Raw genomic sequence first — 20,421 nt, forward strand, 5'->3', positions numbered from 1 at the left:
GCTAACCGCGTTTCGGCCACGAGCACGGGTACGACCAGCTCCTGGGGGGAGAGGCCGCCGTGGAAGAACTGGCGGGTCCACGGCCCTCGAAAAACCGCTAGGTGCGCGGGGACGAGCAGGTCCAAGTCGCTTTGGACGCCGGCGTCAGATAGCGCCACCCGCACGACCGCTGGCGTGTCGATGCCGCCGTGGCCCACCCAGGCCCGTGCGTGCATCTCGCCCATGCCGCCGGTGGGGGAGTCGACGAGCCGGTCCGCGCGCAGCCCTCGGCTGAGGGCGACGAATCCGTGGTCCGCGGAGACGACGACCTGCCGGACGCCGGCCTGGGCAAGGCGTGCGACGGCGCGGATGAGCTGCTGGCTCGCAGCCTCAAACCCGTCCCAGGTCACCGAAAGCATCCCTGACTCACCCTGGGCGTCGATCTCTTGGGAGCGGACGAGCACGAGCGATGCCCCTTTGATGCGCTGGGCCAACTCCCGCTCGCCCCGGCTGACCACGTCGGAGAGCTGGAGGTCGACGACCCGGCCGTGGGCGGCCCGCAGCAGCCCGACGCGCGCCGGCACGTCCTTGACCTCAGACCCGCCGACGCGGACGACGAGTCGGTTGCGGCCGTCGAGCGCCAGCGCCAGCCCTCGTTCCGCTCCCGGGCAGAGAGCGGCCATCCCGACCGGCGTGATGGTAGGCGCGGCCGCCACCGCCGGATGCAGCTCAACGTCGCCAGACACCAGCCGCAGCCTGTCGGCCAGCTCCTCTCCCAGCTCGTAGCGGAGGGCGTCCACCCACACGTAGGCGACCGGTCCGTCGCCGTCCCTGAGGAAGCGGTCGTGCACGGTCGTCTGGGACAGCAGCTCGCCCGAGTCCACGCCCTCGGAGGCGGCGATTGCCGTGAAGCGGGTGAGCAAGCCGTCCAGCCACTCCTCGTATGCGGCCCGGGCGAGGCCGATTCCCTCCTCGAGATCGCCCTCGACGTGCAGCTCGGCGAGGGCGAGCTCCAGCCGGCGGTGCTCGCGATCGACCGCCCAGCCCGAGCTGGCGTACCACGAAAGCAGGGCCGCCACCCCGCCTGACGGTGGGGCGTGGTCCTTTACGGCGGCTCGCAGCGCCGCGACGGACCGCACCACCCGCCAGCGGGGTCCCCACACCTCGCCGCCCACCGTCGGTGGGTCGAGCGGCGTCCGAGCCCACAGGCTGGTCTGCAGCCGCCGCTCCGCCAGCTCCCTGGCCTCCTCCAGCGCACCTGCCCTCAGCCGCCCGACGGCCTCTGCCAGGGCGGCGGACTCTACCGCCGGAACCGTGTCGATGGCGACCAATGCCTCGTCCCATGCCAGGATCCGGGTCAACCCGAGGTCCTCGTCGACCGCCGCGGCCAGCAGGGCGTAGACGGTGAGGCGGTGCCGATCGCGGCGCCAGGCGTCAAGCACCGCCAGCGCGCGACGCGACTGGTCGGCGGTCGGCCGCGACCAGGCGGCGTCGAGCGGGTCGGGGAGGCCGCCAAGCCGCTCGGCCAGCTCAGTGAGAACCAAATGCCGGACGGTGGCCTGGCGCAGCTCGTCACCGGCCCGCCCGGCGAGGCTACCGCCGACCATGCGGGCGAGAAACCCAGCGACCTCGTCCCATGCGCTGGCGGTGACGATGGCCTCGTCCTTCTCTCCGGCAAGTACCGCGACCAGCATCTGGGTGGTGTCGGCCGTCCCGAGCACGCTGATGAGCCGCACGTCGGCGCTGTCGCCGCCGGTCGCGGCGGCCTCCGCCTCCAGCAGGTTGCGGGCCCGCCGGCCGATGTCGGCCAGCCTGGCGTCGGTGAGCTGCCCGGCGAGGGCCTGGCGGACCAACGTGTCCAAGCGGAGCCTGAACGGCGCCGCGGCGGCTCGCACCTCAGCCAGTGGGTCACTGGTCGGCGGATCCGCTGGCGCATACACGATCAGCCTGGGCGGCCGCTCGCCGGCCAGGTCAGCCTCGAGCTGGCGGCGCAGCTCGTACCAGCTCCCGTCGAAGGCGACCAGCCGGGTCTCGGGAGGGCAGACCGCCTCGGCGACCTCACGGCCATACTGCTGGGCCGGGTCGTCCCATACCACCAAGCCGTGGGTGTCGACCTTCCTGGCCAGGGCCGCCTGGAGGTGGGCGCGCAGCGGCTGGGTCACAGCGATTCCCGCCAGCGGGCCACGGTCGCCCACGGGTAGGCGCCCTTGCGGAGCTTCGCCCGCTCCCCGGCAGCATCCGGCCAGGCCGGGAAGAGGCCGGCCAGCGGTGCGGCGCACAAGACGATGCCGTCGTCGAGGTCGGGCTCCCACCCCAGGCCGGCCACACGCTCGGCCTCCGCCTGGAACGCCTGCAGCGCTCTCACCAGGTCCTCCTCGGCCGCGAGCCGCCGCTCGACCTCCTGGAGGCTTCGGCCCCGCCCGCCGGCGTCCCGCTCGGCCCGCAGCGCCGCGACCAGCTCCGCCCCGGCGGCCTGCCGCCGCGCTGCGTGGCGGGCCACCGCATACAGGGTCTCGCGGGACAGCGCGGGCGCGTACACCCACACGCCCCACGCCCGCGAGGGGACCGAGAGCTGCCAGTAGATGGGCGCCTTGCGCCGGCTCTTGCTGTAGCGGCCGAGATGATCTTTGAAGAACCGCTTGTGCAAGTAATCTCGCAGCGACCGGTCTCCAAGGATCCCCTCCGCCTCGGCCAGGATCGCCTCGGGGTCGTCGAGCAGCACAGCTGCCGCCCGCCGCACCGCCGCCTCGATGTCCCACTCGTGCCCTGGTTCATCCACCAGCAGCCGGCCAGCAGGCAGGTCCAGCGGGTAGTCTGGCGGCGCCTTCAAGGCGGGAAGCCCGTCGTCGCCGACCAGCATCCCCGGCGGGCAGAGCGGCACCGGGGCGAAGAGGTCCGGTTGGGACGGCGCCAGGGACGGGTCGCGTCCGATCCGCACGTCCCAGCGCCCGAACGCGGCGCCGACGAGGTAGGAGACAAGGTCCTCGGCGGATCTCTCGGGTTCTTCGGGTGGAAGGACATGGCGCTCGGTGGCCAGCCTCGCCAAGACCTTGGGGGAGCGCTGGAGCGCCAACGCGGCGGTCTCGATCCGGCGATCGATGATCTGATGTTGTAGCCGGATATACCTCGCGATGCCGAGCGTTCGGGTGGCCGCTTCGATCACTTCGCTGGTGGCGGAGGTCAGGAGCGACTCTGCGGAGGCCGCTTCGTTGGATGACAGGGTCGAATCGGGAAGACGAGCGACAAGCGGACCCGCGACCTCGTCGAGAGCGTCTTTGGCGGTGCCCGCAGGATCGAGCGCGCTGGCGAAGGCGCTGTCCACCTGGGTGTACGCCGCCAACACGGCATTGACCCGGTGCAGTCGCCGTTCCTCGGCCTCGACGCATCGGCCCTGCAGGCCGGCTGCAGCGCTCCCGAGTGCCGTCGGGGTGACGAATCGGCGCGCGGTCTCGTTGAACGTGTCTTCTTCGGCGAGCAGCTCGGTGAGGCGCTCGACGATCTCCGCAACGGTCCGAGGATCCGGCAGGGCTCCGACCGGGGAGGGAAGCGACTGGATGATACCGACCTCGTAGCTGCGGGACGGGACGCCGCCGGTCTGGGTTTCCTCGGCCGATGCGGCCGTCGAGTCGACAAGCAGCCGGACCAACCGAGAGTTCAGCCACCCGAGCAACAACAGCGGCTCGTCGGCAACGACCCCGGAGCCCTTGTGGGCGAAGACACAGCCTTCGGGCAGCACACGGACCGACATGGCGCTGTTGGTCCGCGCCGGCCAGGTAAGCCCAGGGCGGAAGTAGTACCGCGGGTTCCGGATCACCGACCCCTCGAACTCACGCAGGTACTCGCCGTCGTTCTTATAGTCGACCACCAAGTGGATGTCGGCCCAGAACGGCGAATACTCGCCCCCCTTGGCGAACGGCGCCCAGCGGCGGCCGCGGCGGGATTCCTCGCGGCTGCGGGCGATCCGGCCCGGGTCGACCTCCCAGAACGCCCGCACGAAACGGAAATCGTCACCGGTCTGTAGCCCGACCCGTACCTCGGCGCCGTTGCCCTCGAGCGGGGGGAGGTCGGTGAACAGCCGGCGGATTGAGGGTGCCAACCAGTAGGCCAGCGGCGAGCCGGGCACTGCGTCGAAGTCGGTGAGCCGAACCCGGTGGACGCGGCGGTCGGCGCCGCCACGGCGGTCGCTGGCGACGGCCCGGGCGAGGGCGTCGGGGCGGTTCGTGTCTTTGAGGAGTCGGATGAAGGTCGCGCGGTCATCGGGTCCAGCCCGCTCGGCGGCGATGACGTAGGCGGCCGCCTCGACGGTTGCCTGCTGCATCACGCCGAAGCCGAGGTCGGCGAGCGCGACCAGGCGTTGGCCAAACACGACCTCTCGCCGCCACCGCTCGAAGGTGGTGAGGAACAGGCCGGCGCGCGAGGTGATGGCCCCCAGATAGCCGCCCTCACGACACAGCTCCAGCCCCCTGCCGACGAACGCCGCGAGCAGGTTGAAGTCCCTGGTCGGGATCCACGGATAGGACGCCCGTAGGTACGGCTTGGTATCCGGAACTGCCTCGCCGAACGGTGGATTCATAAGTGCCTGTTTCTGAACCTGCGGCCGGGCGGCCTTGGCGGAGGGTTGCAGGTGCGGTGACGGCGGGGTGCATGGCGGTTTGACCGCAAAGAGGGCTCCTGGTAGCGACTCGGGCGACCAAGCCAACAAGTCGACCAGGAGCCCCGCCGCCAGTGTGCCCTGTCACGGCCACACCCACATCCCCCCAGCCCAGCCAGCGCGGGCGACGCTACCCCTCCGACACCACCGACCCCGAGTGGGCGCTGCTGGAGGCGCTGCTGCCACCACCGGCCTGCACCCACGCCGCTGGCGGCCGGCCAGAAGCGCACCCGCGCCGGGAGGTGGTCGACGCCATCCGCTACCTGGTCCACAACGGCTGTGTGTGGCGCGCGCTGCCGGCCGACTTCCCACCGTGGCGCACCGTGTACGGGTTCTTTGCCCGCTGGGCGGCCGACGGCACCCTGGACCGCGTCCACGACGCGCTCCGCGACCAGGTCCGCGTGGCCGCCGGCCGGCGGCAGCCCAGCGCGGCGGTCATCGACTCCCAGTCAGTCCGCGCCGCCGAGACCGTCCCCCGGGCCAGCCGCGGCTTCGACGCCGGCAAGGGTGTCAACGGCCGCAAGCGCCACATCGCCGTGGACACCCTGGGGCTGCTGCTGGTCGTGCTGGTCACCGCCGCCAGTGTGCAGGACCGCGACGCCGCCCGGCCGCTGTTGTGGCGGCTGCGGGTCACCCAGCGCCGCATCCGGCTGGTCTGGGCCGACGCCGGCTACGCGGGCAAGCTGGTGGTCTGGGCGGCGGCCGCCTTGGGCCTTCGGGTCGACATCACCCGCCGACGCCTGGCCCACGCCTTCGAGGTGCTGCCGCGCCGGTGGGTGGTGGAGCGCACCTTCGCCTGGATCAGCCGCCACCGCCGCACCGTCCGCGACTACGAGCGCCTCCGTGACCACCACCGGGCCATGGTCACCTGGGCGATGACCACCGTCATGACCCGCCGGCTGGCCCGCCGCCACCGTCCCGCCCGCACCCCAACCCCAGCCCTCCCACGGGCAGCATGAACAAGTTCAGAAACAAGCACTTAGGCCGTTCCGCGTGCTGGCCGGTGGGTGTCCACAGATGCTGGATGGGGCTGGGCGGTGGGGTCGGGCCGGGGTAGCCTGCGGGCATGGACTCGAACACAGTTTCGACGACCCGGCGCCGGTTGGGGTGGCCGGGCAGCCCGCGGGGCTGGCCAGGCTGGCCGCCGCGGTGGACGAGCTGGCCGGCCAGGACCTGACCGGCCTGCCCGACCCCACCGCGGCCGAGCGGGTGCTGGCGTTGCGGGGGCTGCTGGAACGGCTGGAAGGCCAGTGGCTCCGGGAGCTGGCCGCGGTCGACGCGCGCGGCGCGGCCGGCGCCGAGCGCGGCGGGCGGGCGCCGTCGACGGCGGGGTGGCTGCGGGCGCGGGCCCGGCTGACCGCCGGCGCGGCCTGCCAGCGGGTCCGGGTCGCGCGGGCGCTGCATCGCGGCCCGCTGCCGGGGGTCGCGGCGGCCTTGGCGGCAGGGCAGCTGTCGTATGGGCACGCGGTGGTGCTGGCCGAGGGGACCCAGCACCTGGCCGCCGCCACGGCCGTCGCGGCCGAGCCGGTGCTGCTGGAGGCCGCCCGCCGGCTGGACCCGGCGGGGTTGCGGCGGGTGGTGGAGCAGCTGCGGGTGGTCGCCGACCCCGACCGGGAGGAGCGGCAGGCGCAGCGCCGCTTCGAGCGGCGCGGGGTGCATGTGGCTGGGACCTGGCAGGGGATGGTGGCGCTTGCGGGGCTGCTGGACCCGGAGGCGGGGGAGACGCTGCTGGCGGCGCTGGACCCCCTTGCCCGCCCCGCCGGCCCGGCCGACCAGCGCAGCGGGGCGCAGCGGCGCGCCGATGCGCTGACCGAGTTGGCCCGGCGGAGCCTGGCCGGCGGGGGGCTGCCCGCCAGCGGCGGGGTGCGCCCCCAGGTGACCGTCACCATCGACCTGGCCGCCCTCCTGGACCACGCGGGACCCCCCGGGGTCTTCGGCCTGGCGGGGCCGGTCAGCCCCGAGACCGCCGGCCGGCTGGCCTGCGACGCCGCGCTCACCCGCGCGGTCTGCACCCGCCACCCCGCCACCAGCCACCCCGACCCCACGATCGGCGGCCACGACCCCACGACCCACAGCCACGACCCCACGACCGGCGGCCCCGACGGGCTGGCGCGGCGGCTCCGCGACGGGCTGGCGCTGCTGCCCCCGGCGCTTGGCGGCGCCCCGTCGGAGGTCCTGGAGCTGGGCCGGACCACCCGGGTGGTGTCGGCGGGGCTGCGCAAGGCCCTGGCCGTCCGCGACCGCGGCTGCGTGGTGGCCGGCTGCGACCGGCCCCCCGCCTGGTGTGACGCCCACCACCTGCGGCACTGGCTCCACGGCGGCGCGACCAACCTCGACAACCTGGTCCTGGTGTGCCGCGCCCACCACCGCGCGGTCCACGAAGGCCACCACCACCTCGCCCGCGACCCCACCGGACAACACACCCTTACCCCCCACGGCCACGACCACCCACAACAGCCCGACCACCGGCACGCTAGTGCTGTGACCGGGAACGTTCACCTGGTTGGGTCGTGGGAGGGTTTGGCTCAGGGGCGGGCCAGTCCTCGGGCAGCGTGTAGCTCCACCCCGGCTGCCAGTTGAAGGGCGCTTGGACCAGGCCTTGCAGCGAGGCTCCGGTGAGCAGGCAGTCGAGCGCCCATCTGTTGGCCGAGTGGGCGATCACCAGGATCCGGCTGCGGTTCCAGTGTGTGGCCAGCTCGTGCAGGAAGGCATCGGTGGCGGCGAGGACCTGCCGGTAGCTCTGACCGCCCGGGAAGGGCTCGTCGATGCGTCGGGCCCGCTCGGTGGCCAGGAGGATGACCCGGGCAGCCGTTGAGCTCGCCATAGTTGCACTCGCGCAGCCGGGCATCCTGGTGGATCGGGATCTGTCCGTCCGGGAACGCGATCTCGGTCGTCTCCACGGCGCGGAGCAGATCGGAGACGAACACCGCTGCGATGCCGTCGTCGCGGCGGCGCTCCCCGAGTTCGCGGGCTTGTGCGCGCCCCTGTCCGAGAGCCAACCCGGGAGCCAGCCGGTCGCGATGCCCGCCTCGTTATCGGTGGTGGTGGCGTGCGTCTCGTAGATGATCTCCACTGCCATGTGCTCAGTCTCTGGCGGTGAGGCGGCCGACGGCGACCATGGCCAGGAACGGGACCAGGAACGCTGGCAGGGAGGCGCCGAGCCAGGGGAGGCGGGCCGAGAGCGGGAACGGCAGGTGGAGCAGGCCGGCGAAGAGATCCTCGAGCAGCGACCGCCAGGCGGCGACGCCGCCAGGGTTGATCCAGTTGTAGAGCAGGAAGCCGCCCAGCCAGACCAGCACCGCAAGCCAGCGCACGCCGCGGTGGGGGCCGTCCGGGTCGTACATGGCGGCCACGTCGTAGCGACGGCGCGCGAGCACGAAGTAGTCGGCCGCGAGCACACCGAACAGGGGCACGAACAACGCCCCCAGCAGGAACAGGAAGCTCTCGTAGCGGGCCAGGTCGGCGACCAGGGCGGCCATCGCGGTGGCGACCACGCCGATGGCGAGGGCCAGGGGCCGGCCTGGCAGGCGCGGGAACGCGTTCTGCAGGCTGACCCCGGTCGAGTAGACGTTGGCGAAGACCTCGTCGGCCTCGTCGACCACGAGCACCGCCATGGCCACCACCCCGACCGGGACCGCGACCAGGGCGGCGATCACGTCGCCCTGCCCGATCGCGAGCAGGAACAGGATGCCGAGGGCAAAGAACCAGACCTGGGCGACGAAGTAGCCGACGCCGGTGCCCCAGAAGGTGGCCCGGGCCGAGCGCCCGAACCGGGCGTAGTCGGCCACCAGTGGCACCCAGGAGATGGGCAGGGCCACGGCGATGTCGACCCCGGCCCAGAAGGAGAGCCCGCCGCTCCCGGGCCGGGCGGCGAGGCGGCCGAGGTCGAGGGTGGTCAGCACATGCCAGGTGAGGTACACGGTCGAGGCGAGCACGGCCCAGACCGCGAACCGCTCGAGGTAGCGCCTGATCACGGTCAGGGGGCCGGCCACCGCGAGCGCGGTGGTGAGCGCGCCGAACACGACGACCCAGAGCAGGCGCCCGCGGAACCCGAGCAGGCGCTCGGAGATCTGGGCGGCCGCGCTGGCGATGATGAACAGCTCGAAGGTTGCCCAGCCGAGGTTCTGGACCACGTTGCAGGCGGTCGGCAGGAGCGAGCCACGCACCCCGAGCGGCGCCCGGTACAGCACCATCGTTGGCACGCCGGTCTCGGCGGCGGGGACGGCCGCGAGCCCGAGCAGTGCGTTCCCCACGACGGCGCCGACGACGGTCGCGGCGAGCGCCTGCCACAGCCCCAGCGCCGGCACGAACAGCGCCCCGGCCACCAGCACGAGCAGGCTGATGCCGAGGTTGCCCCAGAGCACCGCCTGGTCGAGGAACCCCAGTACCCGCTGGTCGCGCGGCACTGGTTCGATGCCCCACTCCGGAGGCGCGTGGAGCCGGGCCGGCTCCTCGTGGACAGCTCCCATCGCTCCTCCCTGCGCCGGTATGACCCGGATCAGGTTCAAAGGGTCGCTGACTCTCCCGTCAGCCTCTCAGTCCGGTGCACCGGACTCCCCTGGCCGTACGCGCACGCGGTCGGCCGCGTGGCACGGCGAAGATAGCTTGCCGGCCGTGGGCCGGCAAGCCCCCCCCCCCGGGGCCCCTGCCTACATCGTCAGGCCGAGCAGCCGGTCGACGTAGGCGCGGTAGGCGCGCAGGGCCAGGCGCAGGTCCTCGGTCGAGGTCGTGTCGGCGCTGAGGTCGGCCTGGAGCCGCTCCCGCTCGGCGGTGAGCGACTGCGTCACCTGGCGGACCAGGTCGTCGACGAGCTCACCAGCCTGCTGTACGGCCTGCCTGGGCTCGTCCACGAAGCCAGCCTGGATGTCGAGGAACTGGCGCCGCACCGACTCGGCATCCACCGAGGCCAGCAGCGTCGCCACGGCCGCGGCCGGCGCGGCCGCCTGGGCGGTGGCAAGGTCGGTCGCCGGCGGGCTCGACGCGTCGTCAGGGACGTCGGTTCCCGCACCGGTGTCGGTGGAGGCGGCGGGGGCGAGCGGCTCGGGCGGACCCGCGTCGGGCACCGAGGCAGGGTGGGGCGCGGGCGTCGGCGTGGCCAGCTCGACCTCGTCGGCGCGGTCCACGCCACGGTGGTCGACCTCGCCGGCGCGGTCCACGCCACGGTGGTCGACATCGCTCGACCAGGCCGAGTCCTCGTCGCGGAGGTCGACCCGGCTCACGCCCTCGCCCCCGGTGGGACGCTCGGCATCGAGGGGGCCGGGGGCCGGCCCCGGGGCGTCGTCGCGGTCGCCACGCACGTCGCCGTAGGGATCGGCCGTCCTCCGGTCGAGCGGGTCGAGGTCGCGCTCCTCGCGCTCGAATCCGGGCGCGCCGGCCTGGTCGGCCGGCAGGCCGGACCGCGGGCCCGCGTCGACGTCGCCGCCGTAGGCGGACCGGGACGCAGGCTCCGGCTCGTGGTCGCGGTCGCGCTCGGCGGGCGCGAACTGGACGGTGGACCTCGTCCTGGTGTCCGCGTCATCCGGGTCGTTCGCGGCGCGCACGGTCTGGTCGTCGTGGTCCGTGGCGCGCGCGTGGTCGCCCTCCTCGCCGACCAGCTCGGCGTCGGGCCGGCCGTCGCGGTCGCGGTCGTCGGCGTCGTCGGTCAGGTCGATCTCGCGCACGTCGTCGTCGTGGTCGCGGTCGTGGTGGCGTTCGGTCACCGCGCCTCGGCGCGAGACGGGCAGGTCGTCGCCTGGCAGGTCGTCACCGTACCCGTAGCCGTAGCGTTCGCTCATCGTGCCTCCTCGATAGGGTGATCAGCCTCGTCAGCCCTGGCCCTTCTTGCCTCCTCGATAGGGTGATCAGCCTCGTCAGCCCTGCCCCTTCTTGCCTCCTCGACGGGGTGATCAGCCTCGTCAGCCCTGCCGACCTCGAGCAGCTCCTCGAAGAGGGAGCGGTAGTGGACGAGCGCCTGGCGCAGGTCCTCGGTGCTCGCCTCCCCCCGCTCGTTCGCGCCCGAGATGGCGCGGGCGGCGCGGTAGTCGTCCACCACCTGCGGGTGGTCGACGGAGACGTCGGCGGCACGCTGCTCGAAGTCGTCGACCGGGTAGCCCCGGTCGCGCATCACGTCGATGATCAACCGATCGGCCTCGCGGGTGGCCTCCGCCGGGGAGTCGACGAACAGGGCCTGGGTGCGGTGCCACTCCTCAAGGTACCGCACCCGGGCGGCCGGCTCGAGCGGGACGATGTCCAGCTTCTCACGCCGGGCCTGGCGGTCGAGCAGCTCGCTCTCCGCGGCCCGGCGATCACCGGCCTCGGTGACGGTGCGCTCGTACTCGGGGCCGAAGCGCTCCTGCAGGTGCTGCGTCCTGCGACGCCGGCCCATGAGCAGCCCCAGCGCCACGAGGACCAGGACCACGATGACGATGAGGGCGATCACGCCTCCGTCCATCTCTGCTCCTTTCTCAGATCCACTAGAACCAGGTCGTGGCGCAGGGCAAACGAGTCAACCCGCTCTCACGTATCCCAACCCGGTATCCCCGTGTCGAGCTGGCTGCTAACCAAGCGATTCGGTGCTCAGCCGTATCGGTCCGGCAACCATCCCATCAGAGCAAGGATCGCCGCAAGGGAGGGGAAGGGGACGAATGGGCATCGGCTCGAGCACGTCCAGGAGGGCGACCGGGCGATGGTCCTGGACCGCGTCGGCTCGATCAGCCTCATCGCCGCGCTCGAGCCGGCCGCCCGGCAGCAGGTGCTGGCCGAGGTCGGCGGGCTGCTTGACCGCCATCCCGAGCTGCGCGGCCGGTCCACCTTCACCCTGCCCTACCCCACCGACGTCTACCGGACCGAGCGGCGCTGAGCCGCCGGGTCAGCCGCGTGCAGGCGATGCAGGTCACCAGAGGTCCTGCCCGTAACCGGGTTGGCCACGTAACCGGGTTGGCCCACCAGGCCCAAGTTACGGACATGACTCCCCAAGCGCCTACAGACATGACTTCTGAGCGGCGCCTAGCGCAGGTCCCTGCGGCCGTGCTCCACGAGCTGGCGGGCCGCCTCGGTGACCTCGGACGGGTCGGCGGTCTCCTGGGTCCACCAGCAACCGAGCCGGTCGTCCTCGTATCTTGGCAGGACGTGCAGGTGCAGGTGGTACACGGTCTGGTTGCCGACCGTGCCGTCCGAGTTCGCCTGGAGCAGGTCCACCCCGCCGGCCTTGAAGGTGCCGGTCACCCAGCCCGCCATGCGGCGGGCGGTGGCGGCCACGGCCAGCCAGTCTTCCACGTCCGCCGACATGACGTCGGTGACGTGAGCTCGCGGCACGACGAGCAGGTGGCCGGGGGTGGCCGGGTTGATGTCCATGAAGACGACCGTCCGGTCGTCCTCGTACACGTAATCAGCCGCCAATTCCCCGGAGAGGATCTGGCAAAACACACATTCTCCCCGCATTCAGCCCTCCTGGTGCGGCGCCTGGCCCCGGAGCGTCCCTGGACCGGGGAACTCCCACAAGGGGCAGGGCGAGAACGATGGTCCGGCATCTCGGAGCATTAAACGTCGCGGTCCAGAATAAACCAAGCCAGCAGGCAGGACCGACGTTCTCTGGAAACCAGCCGTCAACCGGCCTGCCACCGCCCGGCCATTCCGGGCTCGATAGGCTACGCAAAATATCGCAGGTATGCGGCAACGAGGGCGCCTGGCCCAATTAGCCGCCGATCTGGGACATCCCGCGCGCGGGCTGCACGAAGTCGGGGGAGTTGATCTTGTGCCCGAACTCCTTGCGGGCGACGGCGTCGGCGTACAGGTCCGCGACCGCCTCGTCGGTGGCGCCCGACCGGAGCAGGCCGCGCAGGTCGTACTCGACTGTTGCGAACAGGCAGGTGCGGATCTGGCCGTCGGCGGTGAGGCGGATCCGGTCGCACTGTGCGCAGAAGGCACGGGTGACTGACGCGATGATCCCCACCGACCCCACGCCGTCGGCGTAGCGCCAGCGCTCGGCCGGGGCGCTGCCCCGGGGTCCGGACGGCGCCTCGAGGCCGAACTCCCGGTCGAGGCGGTCGAGGATCTCCGCGGCCGGCACGACCTGGTCGCGGGTCCACTCGCCAGGAGCGTCGAGCGGCATGAACTCGATGAACCGCAGCTCGACCCCAAGGTCGCGGGCCCAGGCGGCCATCTGCACGACCTCGTCGTCGTTGAAGCCGCGCACGACCACCGCGTTGATCTTGACCGGCTCGAGGCCGGCGGCGAGCGCCGCGTCGATCCCGGCAAGCACCCGCCCGAGCGCGTCCCGCCGGGTGATCTGCTTGAAGCGGTCGCGCTCCAGGGAGTCGAGGCTGATGTTGGCCCGGGAAAGCCCGGCGTCGGCGAGGGGCTGGGCGAGCCGGTCGAGCAAGAACCCGTTGGTCGTGATCGACAGCTCCACCCCGAGCTGGCCGACGGCGGCCACCACATCGACCAGGTCGCGGCGGAGCGTCGGCTCCCCGCCGGTGATGCGGATCGTGCCCACGCCCAGGCCGACCGCGACCCGGAGGGCCCGGATCAGCTCGTCGCGGGTGAGGACGCTCCCCGCCCCGAGCCACGGCAGCCCGTCCTCGGGCATGCAGTACAGGCAGCGGAAGTTGCAACGATCGGTCACCGAGACCCGCAGGTCCCGCACGACCCGGCCGAAGGTGTCGACCATCAGGCGCTCAGGCGCGGCGGGCATCAGGCGCTCAGGCATAGCGGGCCTCCTCACCCTCGGGGATGCCGACCCAGCGGCCCCCGTCGGCCCAGCGCTCCTTCTTCCAGACCGGAACGGTGCGCTTCAGCTCGTCGATCAGCTCGCGGCAGCCGGCGAACGCCTCGGCCCGGTGCGGCGCGGACGCGGCCACGATCACGCTCGGCTCGGCCTGGGGCACCACGCCCGTCCGGTGGGCCAGGTACACCGCGCCAAGGCCGTGGCGGGCGACCGCCTCCCGGGCCAGCCGCTCCATCGCCGGCCCGGCCAGCTCCTCGAAGGCCTCGTACTCGAGCTCCTCGACCACCCGGCCCTGGCTGGGGCTGCGGGTGGTGCCGACGAACAGCGCCGTGCCGCCGCAGGCGGGCAGGAGCACCGACCGGAAGGCGGCGTCGAGCGAGAGCGGCGCCCCTGTCAGGAGCACGGTCACCTCGGGCTGCACGTCCACAGGCTGCACGTCCATGCCTGCACCGTACACCGGCACCCCGGCGGTCGCACCAGCCCAAGGCGGACCCGTCATCTGCCGATCACCTTGCACAGCGCCTCGAGGCTCTGGAGGTTGTGGCCGGGCACGAACCGGTCGACGTGGGGCAGGGCCGCGGCCATGCCCCTGGCCAGCGGCTCGTAGCGGGGGCTGCCCTTCAGAGGGTTGACCCAGACCAGCCGGTGGGCGAGGCGGCCGAGCCTGGCCATCTGGGCGCCGAGCACGGCCGGATCCCCACGCTCCAGCCCGTCGGAGCAGAGCACCACCACCGACCCGCGCAGGAACGAGTGCTGCCCGTAGCGGTCGAGCAGCTCCTTGACGGACTCGCCGATGCGGGTGCCGCCGTCCCAGTCGACCACACCGGCGGCCACCTCGCGCAGGGCGTCGTCGGGTTCCGAGCGCCGCAGGGCGCGCGTGACCCGGGTGAGCCGGGTGCCGAAGCAGAACACCTCCACCCGCCGGCCAGCCCGGATCGCCGCGAAGCCGAACTGCATGAGCGCGCGGGAGTAGGCCGACATCGACCCGGACACGTCGAGGACCAGCACGAGCGGGCGCGGCTTGTCCCGGCGGGCGCGCCACGCCCGCCGGAACGGCTCACCCTGGGTGCGCAGGGACGCCCGCAGGGTCCGGCGCTGGTCGAAGCGCCGGCCGTGCGGGGACGACCGCCAGCGCCGGGTGTGCCTGACCGGCAGGTGCAGGGCCAGGCTGCGGATGACCGCGTTGGCCTCGGCCCGCTCCGCGTCGGTCAGCTCCTCGAACGACTTGGACCGCAGCACCTCGGCCCCGCTGGCGAGCACGCCGACGAGCAGCTCCTCCTCGCCCCCCTCGCCCTCCTCGCCCCCCTCGCCCTTGGCGCCGACCCGCCAGCCGTCCTCAGCCAACCCCTCCTCGACGGTCACCTCCAGCTCGGGCGGCAGCGCGACGTTCTCGAGCCACCCGGCGATCACGGCCAGGGCGTCGTCGCGTTCCTGGGGGAAGTAGGCCCCGAAGGCGTCGTCGTAGGCGGCCATGTCGGCCTTGCGGGCGACCATGGCGAGCCGCCCCGCCCAGTACAGGCCGTCGCGGTCGAGGGGGGTCAGCACCGCCACCGCCCGGCAGAACGCGAGGATCCGCCCGGTGCCGACCGGCAGGCCCCTCGACCGGAGCAGCCGCCCAAAGCCAACCAGCTCCCCGAGAGCCCGGTCGCCCTGGCTCGGCCGCCCCTCCATCAAACCAGCTCCCCGAGAGCCCGGTCGCCCTGGCTGGGCCCAGGCGCCATCACGGCTCTTCGAGGACACGGTCGAGCCGGGCGCGGACCAGCTCGAGGTCCTCGTGGTCCTTGAGCAGGGCGCCCAGGGTCGGCGCGGCCGTGGCCGGCTCGAGCTGGCTGACCCCGAGAAAGGCGAGCGCCTTGGACCAGTCGATGGTCTCGGCCACCCCCGGGCGCTTGGCCACGTCCATGGCCCGCAGCCGGGCCACGGCCGCCGCCACCTGGCGGGCGAGCGCCTCGGGCACCTCCGGGGCGCGCACGCGCACGATGTCGACCTCGCGCTGGACCGACGGGTGGTCGATCCAGTGGTAGAGGCAGCGGCGCTTGAGGGCGTCGTGCAGCTCCCGGGTGCGGTTGGAGGTGATGACCACGGCCGGCGGCCGGTCGGCGGCCACCCGGCCGATCTCGGGGATGGTGACCGCGAACTCCGACAGCACCTCGAGCAGGAACGCCTCGAACTCGTCGTCGGCCCGGTCCAGCTCGTCGATCAGCAGCACCGCGCCCGCGCCGGCCCGCACCGCGGTGAGCAGCGGGCGCTCGACCAGGAACTCGGCGCCGAACAGGTCGGCGGCGCCCTGGCCGAGCTGGGCCGCGCGCACCGCGATGAGCTGCCGGGAGTAGTCCCACTCGTAGAGGGCCTGGCTGGCGTCGATCCCCTCGTAGCACTGCAGGCGCACCAGCTGGCGGCCCAGGAGCGCGGCCAGGACCTTGGCCACCTCGGTCTTGCCCACGCCGGCCTCGCCCTCGAGCAGCAGCGGCTTGTCGAGGGCGAGGGCCAGGTGGAGCGCGGTGGCCAGGCCGCGGTCAGCGAGGTAGGCGTGCTCCCGCAGGGCCGCCTCCAGCTCGCCGACCGAGCCGAACGGGAGGGCGCCCACGCTCAGGCGCCCGCCCCGTGAGCGCCCGCCAAGCATCGGCGCCGCGGTCGAGCACGCCGGGCCTCCGGGGAGGCGGGAACCCGCGCGCCGTGGGTACTCGGCCGGGGCTCCCGTGGTGCGTCGGTCAGCGCGATGCCGCCTCCTCGAGCGCGCGGCGGGTCAGCACCTTGGCCAGGTGCCTGCGGTACTCCGCGCTGGCCAGCGCGTCGTTGGGCGGGTTGGTCCCCTCCAGGGCCTGTTCGGCGGCGGTCGCCGGGTCGGCGCCCGAGGCCACCGCCTCCTCCACCGAACGGGCCCGCAGCGGCGTCTCCCCCATGTTGGTCAGTGCGACGGCGGTCCGGCCCGGGCCGCCGTTCCCGAGAGCCGCCACCGCGGCGACGCCGACGATCGCCCAGTCCTGGGCGCGCGGGTTGAACTTCTGGTATGACCAGCCCGCGCCCGCGAGCTTGGGCACGCGGATCTCGGTGAGGAGGTCCTGCGGGCCGAGGTCGCTCTCGAAGATGCTGGTGAAGAAGTCGCCCGCAGCCACCGTGCGGTCCCCGGCCGGCCCGTGCACGACCAGCTCGGCGTCGAGCGCGAGCAGCACCGCCGGGATGTCGGAGGCGGGGTCGGCGTGGGCCACCGACCCGCCGATCGTCCCGCGGTGGCGGACCTGCGGGTCGCCGATCTCGCCGGCGGTGTGGCCGAGGATCGGGCAGTGCCGCTCGACCAGCTCGTTGAAGTGGACGTCCTCGTGGGTGGTGAGGGCGCCGATGGCGAGCTTGTCGCCGTCCTCGCGGACGTAGGAGAGGTCGCGCAGCCGGCCGATGTCGACCAGCACCGACGGCGCGGCCAGCCGCAGCCGCATCAGCGGCAGCAGCGAGTGCCCGCCAGCGAGCAGCTTGGCGTCCTCGCCGTGCTGGCCGAGGAGCGCGACCGCGTGGTCGGCCGACTCGGCCACCTCGTAGTCGAACGGGGCCGGGATCACCGGACACCTCCTTCGCTGGACGCGGGCCCGGACTGCCCGTCGGCCTCCGGCGTCATGCTGCTCGCACCGGTCCCGCCGGCCTCGACGGTGCGAGCCCCGGGCGAGCCGCCCCGGGCGTCCTGGATCGCCCGCCAGACGCGCTCGGCGCTGGCCGGCAGGTCGATGAACTCCACCCCGACGGCCGAGACGGCGTCGGCCACCGCGTTGAGCACCGCCGGCGGGGCTGCGATCGTGCCCGCCTCGCCGATACCCTTGACCCCCATCGGGTTGGTGGTGGACGGGGTCACCGTCCGGTCGAGCTGGAAGCCGGGCAGCTCGGCCGCTGACGGGATGCGGTAGGTGGACATGTTGCCGGTCACCAGGGTGCCGTTCTCGTCGTAGAGCGCCTCCTCGTAGAGGGCTTCGGCGATGCCCTGGGCGACACCGCCGTGCACCTGCCCCTCGACGATCAGCGGGTTGACCACCGTGCCGCAGTCGTCGACCGCGACGTACTTCCTGATCCGGGTGAGGCCGGTGTCGGCGTCGACCTCGACCACGCAGATGTGCGCGCCCGAAGGGAAGGTGAAGTTGGGCGGGTCGTAGACCGCGGTCGCCTCGAGGCCGGGCTCGACGTCGGCCGGCAGGTTGTGCGCGGTCCAGGCCGAGAAGGCGACCTCGGGGATGGTCTTGGCCTTGTCGGGCGCCCCGGCGACCTGGAACTTGCCGTCCTTCCACTCGAGGTCGTCCTCGGCCACCTCGAGCTCGTGGGCCGCGATCTTGCGCGCCTTGGCCCGGATCTTCTCGGCCGCCTTGTACAGGGCGGTGCCGCCCACCGCGACGCTGCGGCTGCCGTAGGTGTCCATGCCGAGCGGGGACACGGCGGTGTCGCCGTGGAGCACCTCGACGTCGTCCGGACTGACCCCGAGCGCGTCGGCCGCGATCTGCGACCAGGTGGTGACGTGGCCCTGGCCGTGCGGGGAGCTGCCAGTGACCACGGTGACCTTGCCGGTCGGGTGGCAGCGGACGGTGGCCGACTCCCAGCCGCCGGCGCCGTACTTCAGCGCAGCCAGCGTCTGCGACGGCGCCAGCCCGCACATCTCGATGTAGGTCGAGATGCCGATGCCGAGCAGCCTGCCGTCCGGGTTGCCCTGCTCGCGACGGCGGGCCTGCTCGGCCCGGAGCTCGTCGTAGCCGACCAGCTGCTTGGCCTTGTCGAGCGAGGCGTGGTAGTTGCCCGAGTCGAACTGCAGGCCGGTCACGACCTCCTTGGGCTCGGTGAAGGGGGCGTAGAAGTTCAGCTCGCGGACCTCGGCCGGGTCCTTGCCGACCCGCTTGGCCAGGGCGTCCATGATCCGCTCGATCGCGTAGGTCGCCTCGGGCCGGCCGGCGCCCCGGTAGGCGTCGGTGGGCGTCTTGTTGGTGAACACGCCCGTGCAGGTGAAGCTGTAGGCCTTGCAGTCGTACACCCCGTGGTAGAGGAAGCCGCCGAGCAGCGGGATGCCCGGGGTGACGAGCTGCAGGTAGGCGCCGAAGTCGGCGTGCAGGTTGACGCGCACGCCGAGGAGCTTGCCCTCCTCGGTGGCGGCGACCTCCATCTCCTGGATGACGTCACGGCCGTGGATGGTGGCCAGGTAGCCCTCGGAGCGCTCCTCGACCCACTTCACGGGCACGCCGAGCCGGCGGGCGAGCGCGAGCGCCAAGGCCTCCTCGGCGTAGACGTTGAGCTTGGAGCCGAAGCCGCCGCCGACTTCGGGCGCGATCACCCGGATCTTGGTCTCCGGGATGTTCAGGGTGAGCGCGAGCAGCAGCTTGAGGATGTGAGGGATCTGGGTGGCCGACCAGACCGTGTACTCCCCCATGGCCGGGTTGGGCTGGACCACGACGCCGCGGGGCTCGATCGCGTTGGGGATCAGCCGCGGGTGGTAGTAGCGCTCCTTGACCACCACCGGGGCCTCGGAGAAGACCTTGTCGACCTCGCCGTTGGCCAGCGACCAGACGTAGGCCTCGTTGTCCCCGAAGTTCTCGTGGATGACCGGCGCCCCCTCCTTCAGCGCCTCCTCCATGTCGGTGACGACCGGGAGGTCCTCGTAGTCGACGTCGACGGCCTCGAGCGCGTCCTTGGCGTGGGCCCGGCTGTCGGCGACCACCACCGCCACCCCGTCGCCCTGGTAGCGCACCCGGTCCTTGGCCAGCGGCCAGTGGTCGGGCATGCGCGGGTCGCGGGTGACGTTCTCGGGCAGGGTGCGGCTGCCGATCGGCCAGGCGCAGGGCAGGCCCGCGGCCCACTCCGAGGCCAGCTCCTCGCCGGTGAACACGGCCAGCACGCCGGGCATCTGCTTGGCGGCCGAGGTGTCGATGCTGGTGATGTTCGCGTGCGCGACCGGGCTGCGGGCGATGGCCATCCAGGCCATGCCCGGCAGCGCGATGTCGTCGATGAAGCGGCCATGGCCGGTAAGCAGCTCGGGGTCCTCCTTGCGGAGCAGGCCCTGGCCCATGTAGCGCTGGGCGGCCTCCGGTTCGGCTACCTGGGTCATGCCGAGCCCCCCTGGGTGGCGGTGGCGGCCGGAGAGCGCATCGTCTTGGCCGCGTCCTGGATCGACTTGACGATGTTCTGGTAGCCGGTGCAGCGGCAGAGGTTGCCCTCGAGCCCGAGGCGGACCTCCTCCTCGCTCATGCCGGCGCCGCTCTCGATCAGGCTGAGGCCGGCCATGATCATGCCGGGGGTGCAGTAGCCGCACTGGAGGCCGTGGTTGGCCCGGAACGCCTCCTGCAGGGGGTGGAGCTGGCCGTCGCTGGCCAGGCCCTCGATGGTGGTGATCTCGGTGCCGTCGGCCTGGACGGCGAGCATGGTGCACGACTTGACCGACTTGCCGTCCACCAGGATGGTGCAGGCGCCACAGGACGAGGTGTCGCAGCCCACGTTCGTCCCGGTGAGCCCGAGCGTCTCTCGAAGGAAATAGACCAGGAGCTGTCGAGGCTCGACCTCGGCCTCGCGCTGAACCCCGTTCACCGTCAGAGCGATGCGCCTCAAGGGCCACCTCCGTCCCTCGGCTACGCGGGGACGCCAGATGCCGGGGCACCCGCCCCGGTCTGTGCTGCCCGCTCGAGCCGATGTTGGCCGCCAATGGTCAGACGAGGGCACAATAGATCGTTCTCCAAGGAATGCAAAGCGTTCCGATCCGCTTCACGGGACCGTAAGCTGGGCAGTCGCCGGCATCTGGCAGCAACGGAGGTGTCCATGCGGGACGTGCTCGACGCGATCGACCGGTGGCGGGCCGACGGCCACCGGGTTGCGCTCGCCACCGTGACCAAGGTGAAGGGCTCGGCGCCCCGTCCTCCCGGCGCCAAGATGGCGGTGAGCGACGACGGCCGCTGGGTGGGCAGCGTCTCCGGCGGCTGCGTCGAGGGCGCCGTCCTCGAGGAGGCCGGCCGGGTGCTCGCCGGCGAGCCGGCCCGGCTGGTCACCTTCGGCATCACCGACGAGATGGTGTGGGACGTGGGCCTGGCCTGCGGCGGCGTGATCGACGTCTTCATCGAGCCGGTCCCCTAGCGCC

18 protein-coding genes and 1 riboswitch are annotated in these 20,421 nt (G+C 72.8%); of the genes, 4 read left to right on the forward strand and 14 right to left on the reverse strand.

Annotation, left to right across the window (positions count from 1 at the left end; genetic code table 11):
* Window positions 1-2,141 (reverse strand): PglZ domain-containing protein (locus tag VG276_02280; protein ID HEV8648236.1); only part of this gene is annotated, 2,141 nt, incomplete at its 3' end.
* Window positions 2,138-4,552 carry a hypothetical protein gene (locus VG276_02285; protein HEV8648237.1) on the reverse strand — a complete coding sequence of 805 codons (2,415 nt, stop codon included), beginning with the start codon at window positions 4,550-4,552 and terminating at the stop codon, window positions 2,138-2,140. The genes VG276_02285 and VG276_02280, both read right to left, overlap by 4 nt.
* Window positions 4,553-4,704: 152 nt before the next feature.
* Between VG276_02285 and VG276_02290 the strand changes: the two genes are divergently transcribed.
* Together VG276_02290 and VG276_02295 are read left to right on the forward strand one after the other, a co-directional pair.
* Window positions 4,705-5,589, forward strand: coding sequence for an IS5 family transposase (locus VG276_02290; GenBank protein ID HEV8648238.1), 885 nt, complete (start codon window positions 4,705-4,707; stop codon window positions 5,587-5,589).
* Between the two features lie 58 nt (window positions 5,590-5,647).
* Window positions 5,648-7,210, forward strand: a complete 1,563-nt coding sequence (locus tag VG276_02295; GenBank protein HEV8648239.1) for a DUF222 domain-containing protein — start codon at window positions 5,648-5,650, stop codon at window positions 7,208-7,210.
* Here the strand turns inward: VG276_02295 and VG276_02300 are convergent.
* The 4 genes from VG276_02300 to VG276_02315 form a co-directional block, all read right to left on the reverse strand.
* Window positions 7,156-7,557 (reverse strand): histidine phosphatase family protein, encoded by a 402-nt coding sequence (locus VG276_02300; protein HEV8648240.1) that lies wholly within the window; start codon window positions 7,555-7,557, stop codon window positions 7,156-7,158. The genes VG276_02295 and VG276_02300 overlap by 55 nt on opposite strands.
* Before the next feature lie 156 nt (window positions 7,558-7,713).
* Entirely contained in the window at window positions 7,714-9,099 is a 1,386-nt protein-coding gene (locus VG276_02305; GenBank protein HEV8648241.1) for a cytosine permease, read from the reverse strand.
* A riboswitch (TPP riboswitch) is annotated at window positions 9,089-9,200 on the reverse strand. Its footprint overlaps the gene before it by 11 nt.
* 79 nt (window positions 9,201-9,279) lie before the next feature.
* Window positions 9,280-10,404 (reverse strand): hypothetical protein, encoded by a 1,125-nt coding sequence (locus tag VG276_02310; GenBank protein ID HEV8648242.1) that lies wholly within the window; start codon window positions 10,402-10,404, stop codon window positions 9,280-9,282.
* Complete coding sequence (locus VG276_02315) at window positions 10,401-11,060, reverse strand: hypothetical protein (protein ID HEV8648243.1); 660 nt, start codon at window positions 11,058-11,060, stop codon at window positions 10,401-10,403. The genes VG276_02310 and VG276_02315 overlap by 4 nt, the downstream gene beginning before the upstream one ends.
* A 234-nt stretch (window positions 11,061-11,294) precedes the next feature.
* Here VG276_02315 and VG276_02320 point away from each other — a divergent pair, with 234 nt between their 5' ends.
* Window positions 11,295-11,468, forward strand: a complete 174-nt coding sequence (locus tag VG276_02320; GenBank protein HEV8648244.1) for a hypothetical protein — start codon at window positions 11,295-11,297, stop codon at window positions 11,466-11,468.
* Between the two features lie 146 nt (window positions 11,469-11,614).
* Here the strand turns inward: VG276_02320 and VG276_02325 are convergent, their stop codons facing one another.
* The 8 genes from VG276_02325 to VG276_02360 form a co-directional block, all read right to left on the reverse strand.
* Window positions 11,615-12,049 carry an HIT family protein gene (locus VG276_02325; GenBank protein ID HEV8648245.1) on the reverse strand — a complete coding sequence of 145 codons (435 nt, stop codon included), beginning with the start codon at window positions 12,047-12,049 and terminating at the stop codon, window positions 11,615-11,617.
* A gap of 253 nt (window positions 12,050-12,302) precedes the next feature.
* Window positions 12,303-13,316: a GTP 3',8-cyclase MoaA gene (gene moaA / locus VG276_02330; GenBank protein ID HEV8648246.1), complete on the reverse strand. Its 1,014-nt coding sequence runs from the start codon at window positions 13,314-13,316 to the stop codon at window positions 12,303-12,305.
* Window positions 13,309-13,776 carry a molybdenum cofactor biosynthesis protein MoaE gene (locus VG276_02335; protein ID HEV8648247.1) on the reverse strand — a complete coding sequence of 156 codons (468 nt, stop codon included), beginning with the start codon at window positions 13,774-13,776 and terminating at the stop codon, window positions 13,309-13,311. The genes moaA and VG276_02335 overlap by 8 nt, the downstream gene beginning before the upstream one ends.
* 53 nt (window positions 13,777-13,829) lie before the next feature.
* The gene (locus VG276_02340) at window positions 13,830-15,005 is read right to left on the reverse strand and encodes a VWA domain-containing protein (protein HEV8648248.1); all 1,176 of its coding nucleotides are present in this window, start codon (window positions 15,003-15,005) and stop codon (window positions 13,830-13,832) included.
* A 49-nt stretch (window positions 15,006-15,054) separates the two neighbouring features.
* Complete coding sequence (locus VG276_02345; GenBank protein ID HEV8648249.1) at window positions 15,055-15,957, reverse strand: MoxR family ATPase; 903 nt, start codon at window positions 15,955-15,957, stop codon at window positions 15,055-15,057.
* A gap of 88 nt (window positions 15,958-16,045) precedes the next feature.
* Window positions 16,046-16,888: a xanthine dehydrogenase family protein subunit M gene (locus VG276_02350; GenBank protein HEV8648250.1), complete on the reverse strand. Its 843-nt coding sequence runs from the start codon at window positions 16,886-16,888 to the stop codon at window positions 16,046-16,048.
* The gene (locus VG276_02355; protein HEV8648251.1) at window positions 16,885-19,401 is read right to left on the reverse strand and encodes a molybdopterin cofactor-binding domain-containing protein; all 2,517 of its coding nucleotides are present in this window, start codon (window positions 19,399-19,401) and stop codon (window positions 16,885-16,887) included. Before VG276_02355 ends, VG276_02350 begins: the two co-directional genes overlap by 4 nt.
* Entirely contained in the window at window positions 19,398-19,898 is a 501-nt protein-coding gene (locus tag VG276_02360) for a (2Fe-2S)-binding protein (protein ID HEV8648252.1), read from the reverse strand. The genes VG276_02355 and VG276_02360 overlap by 4 nt, the downstream gene beginning before the upstream one ends.
* A 207-nt stretch (window positions 19,899-20,105) precedes the next feature.
* On the opposite strand from VG276_02360, the gene VG276_02365 reads away from it, so the two are divergent.
* Window positions 20,106-20,417 (forward strand): XdhC family protein, encoded by a 312-nt coding sequence (locus VG276_02365; protein ID HEV8648253.1) that lies wholly within the window; start codon window positions 20,106-20,108, stop codon window positions 20,415-20,417.
* Window positions 20,418-20,421: the final 4 nt, after the last annotated feature.

Source organism: Actinomycetes bacterium (assembly GCA_036000965.1).
Classification (GTDB): domain Bacteria; phylum Actinomycetota; class CALGFH01; order CALGFH01; family CALGFH01; genus DASYUT01.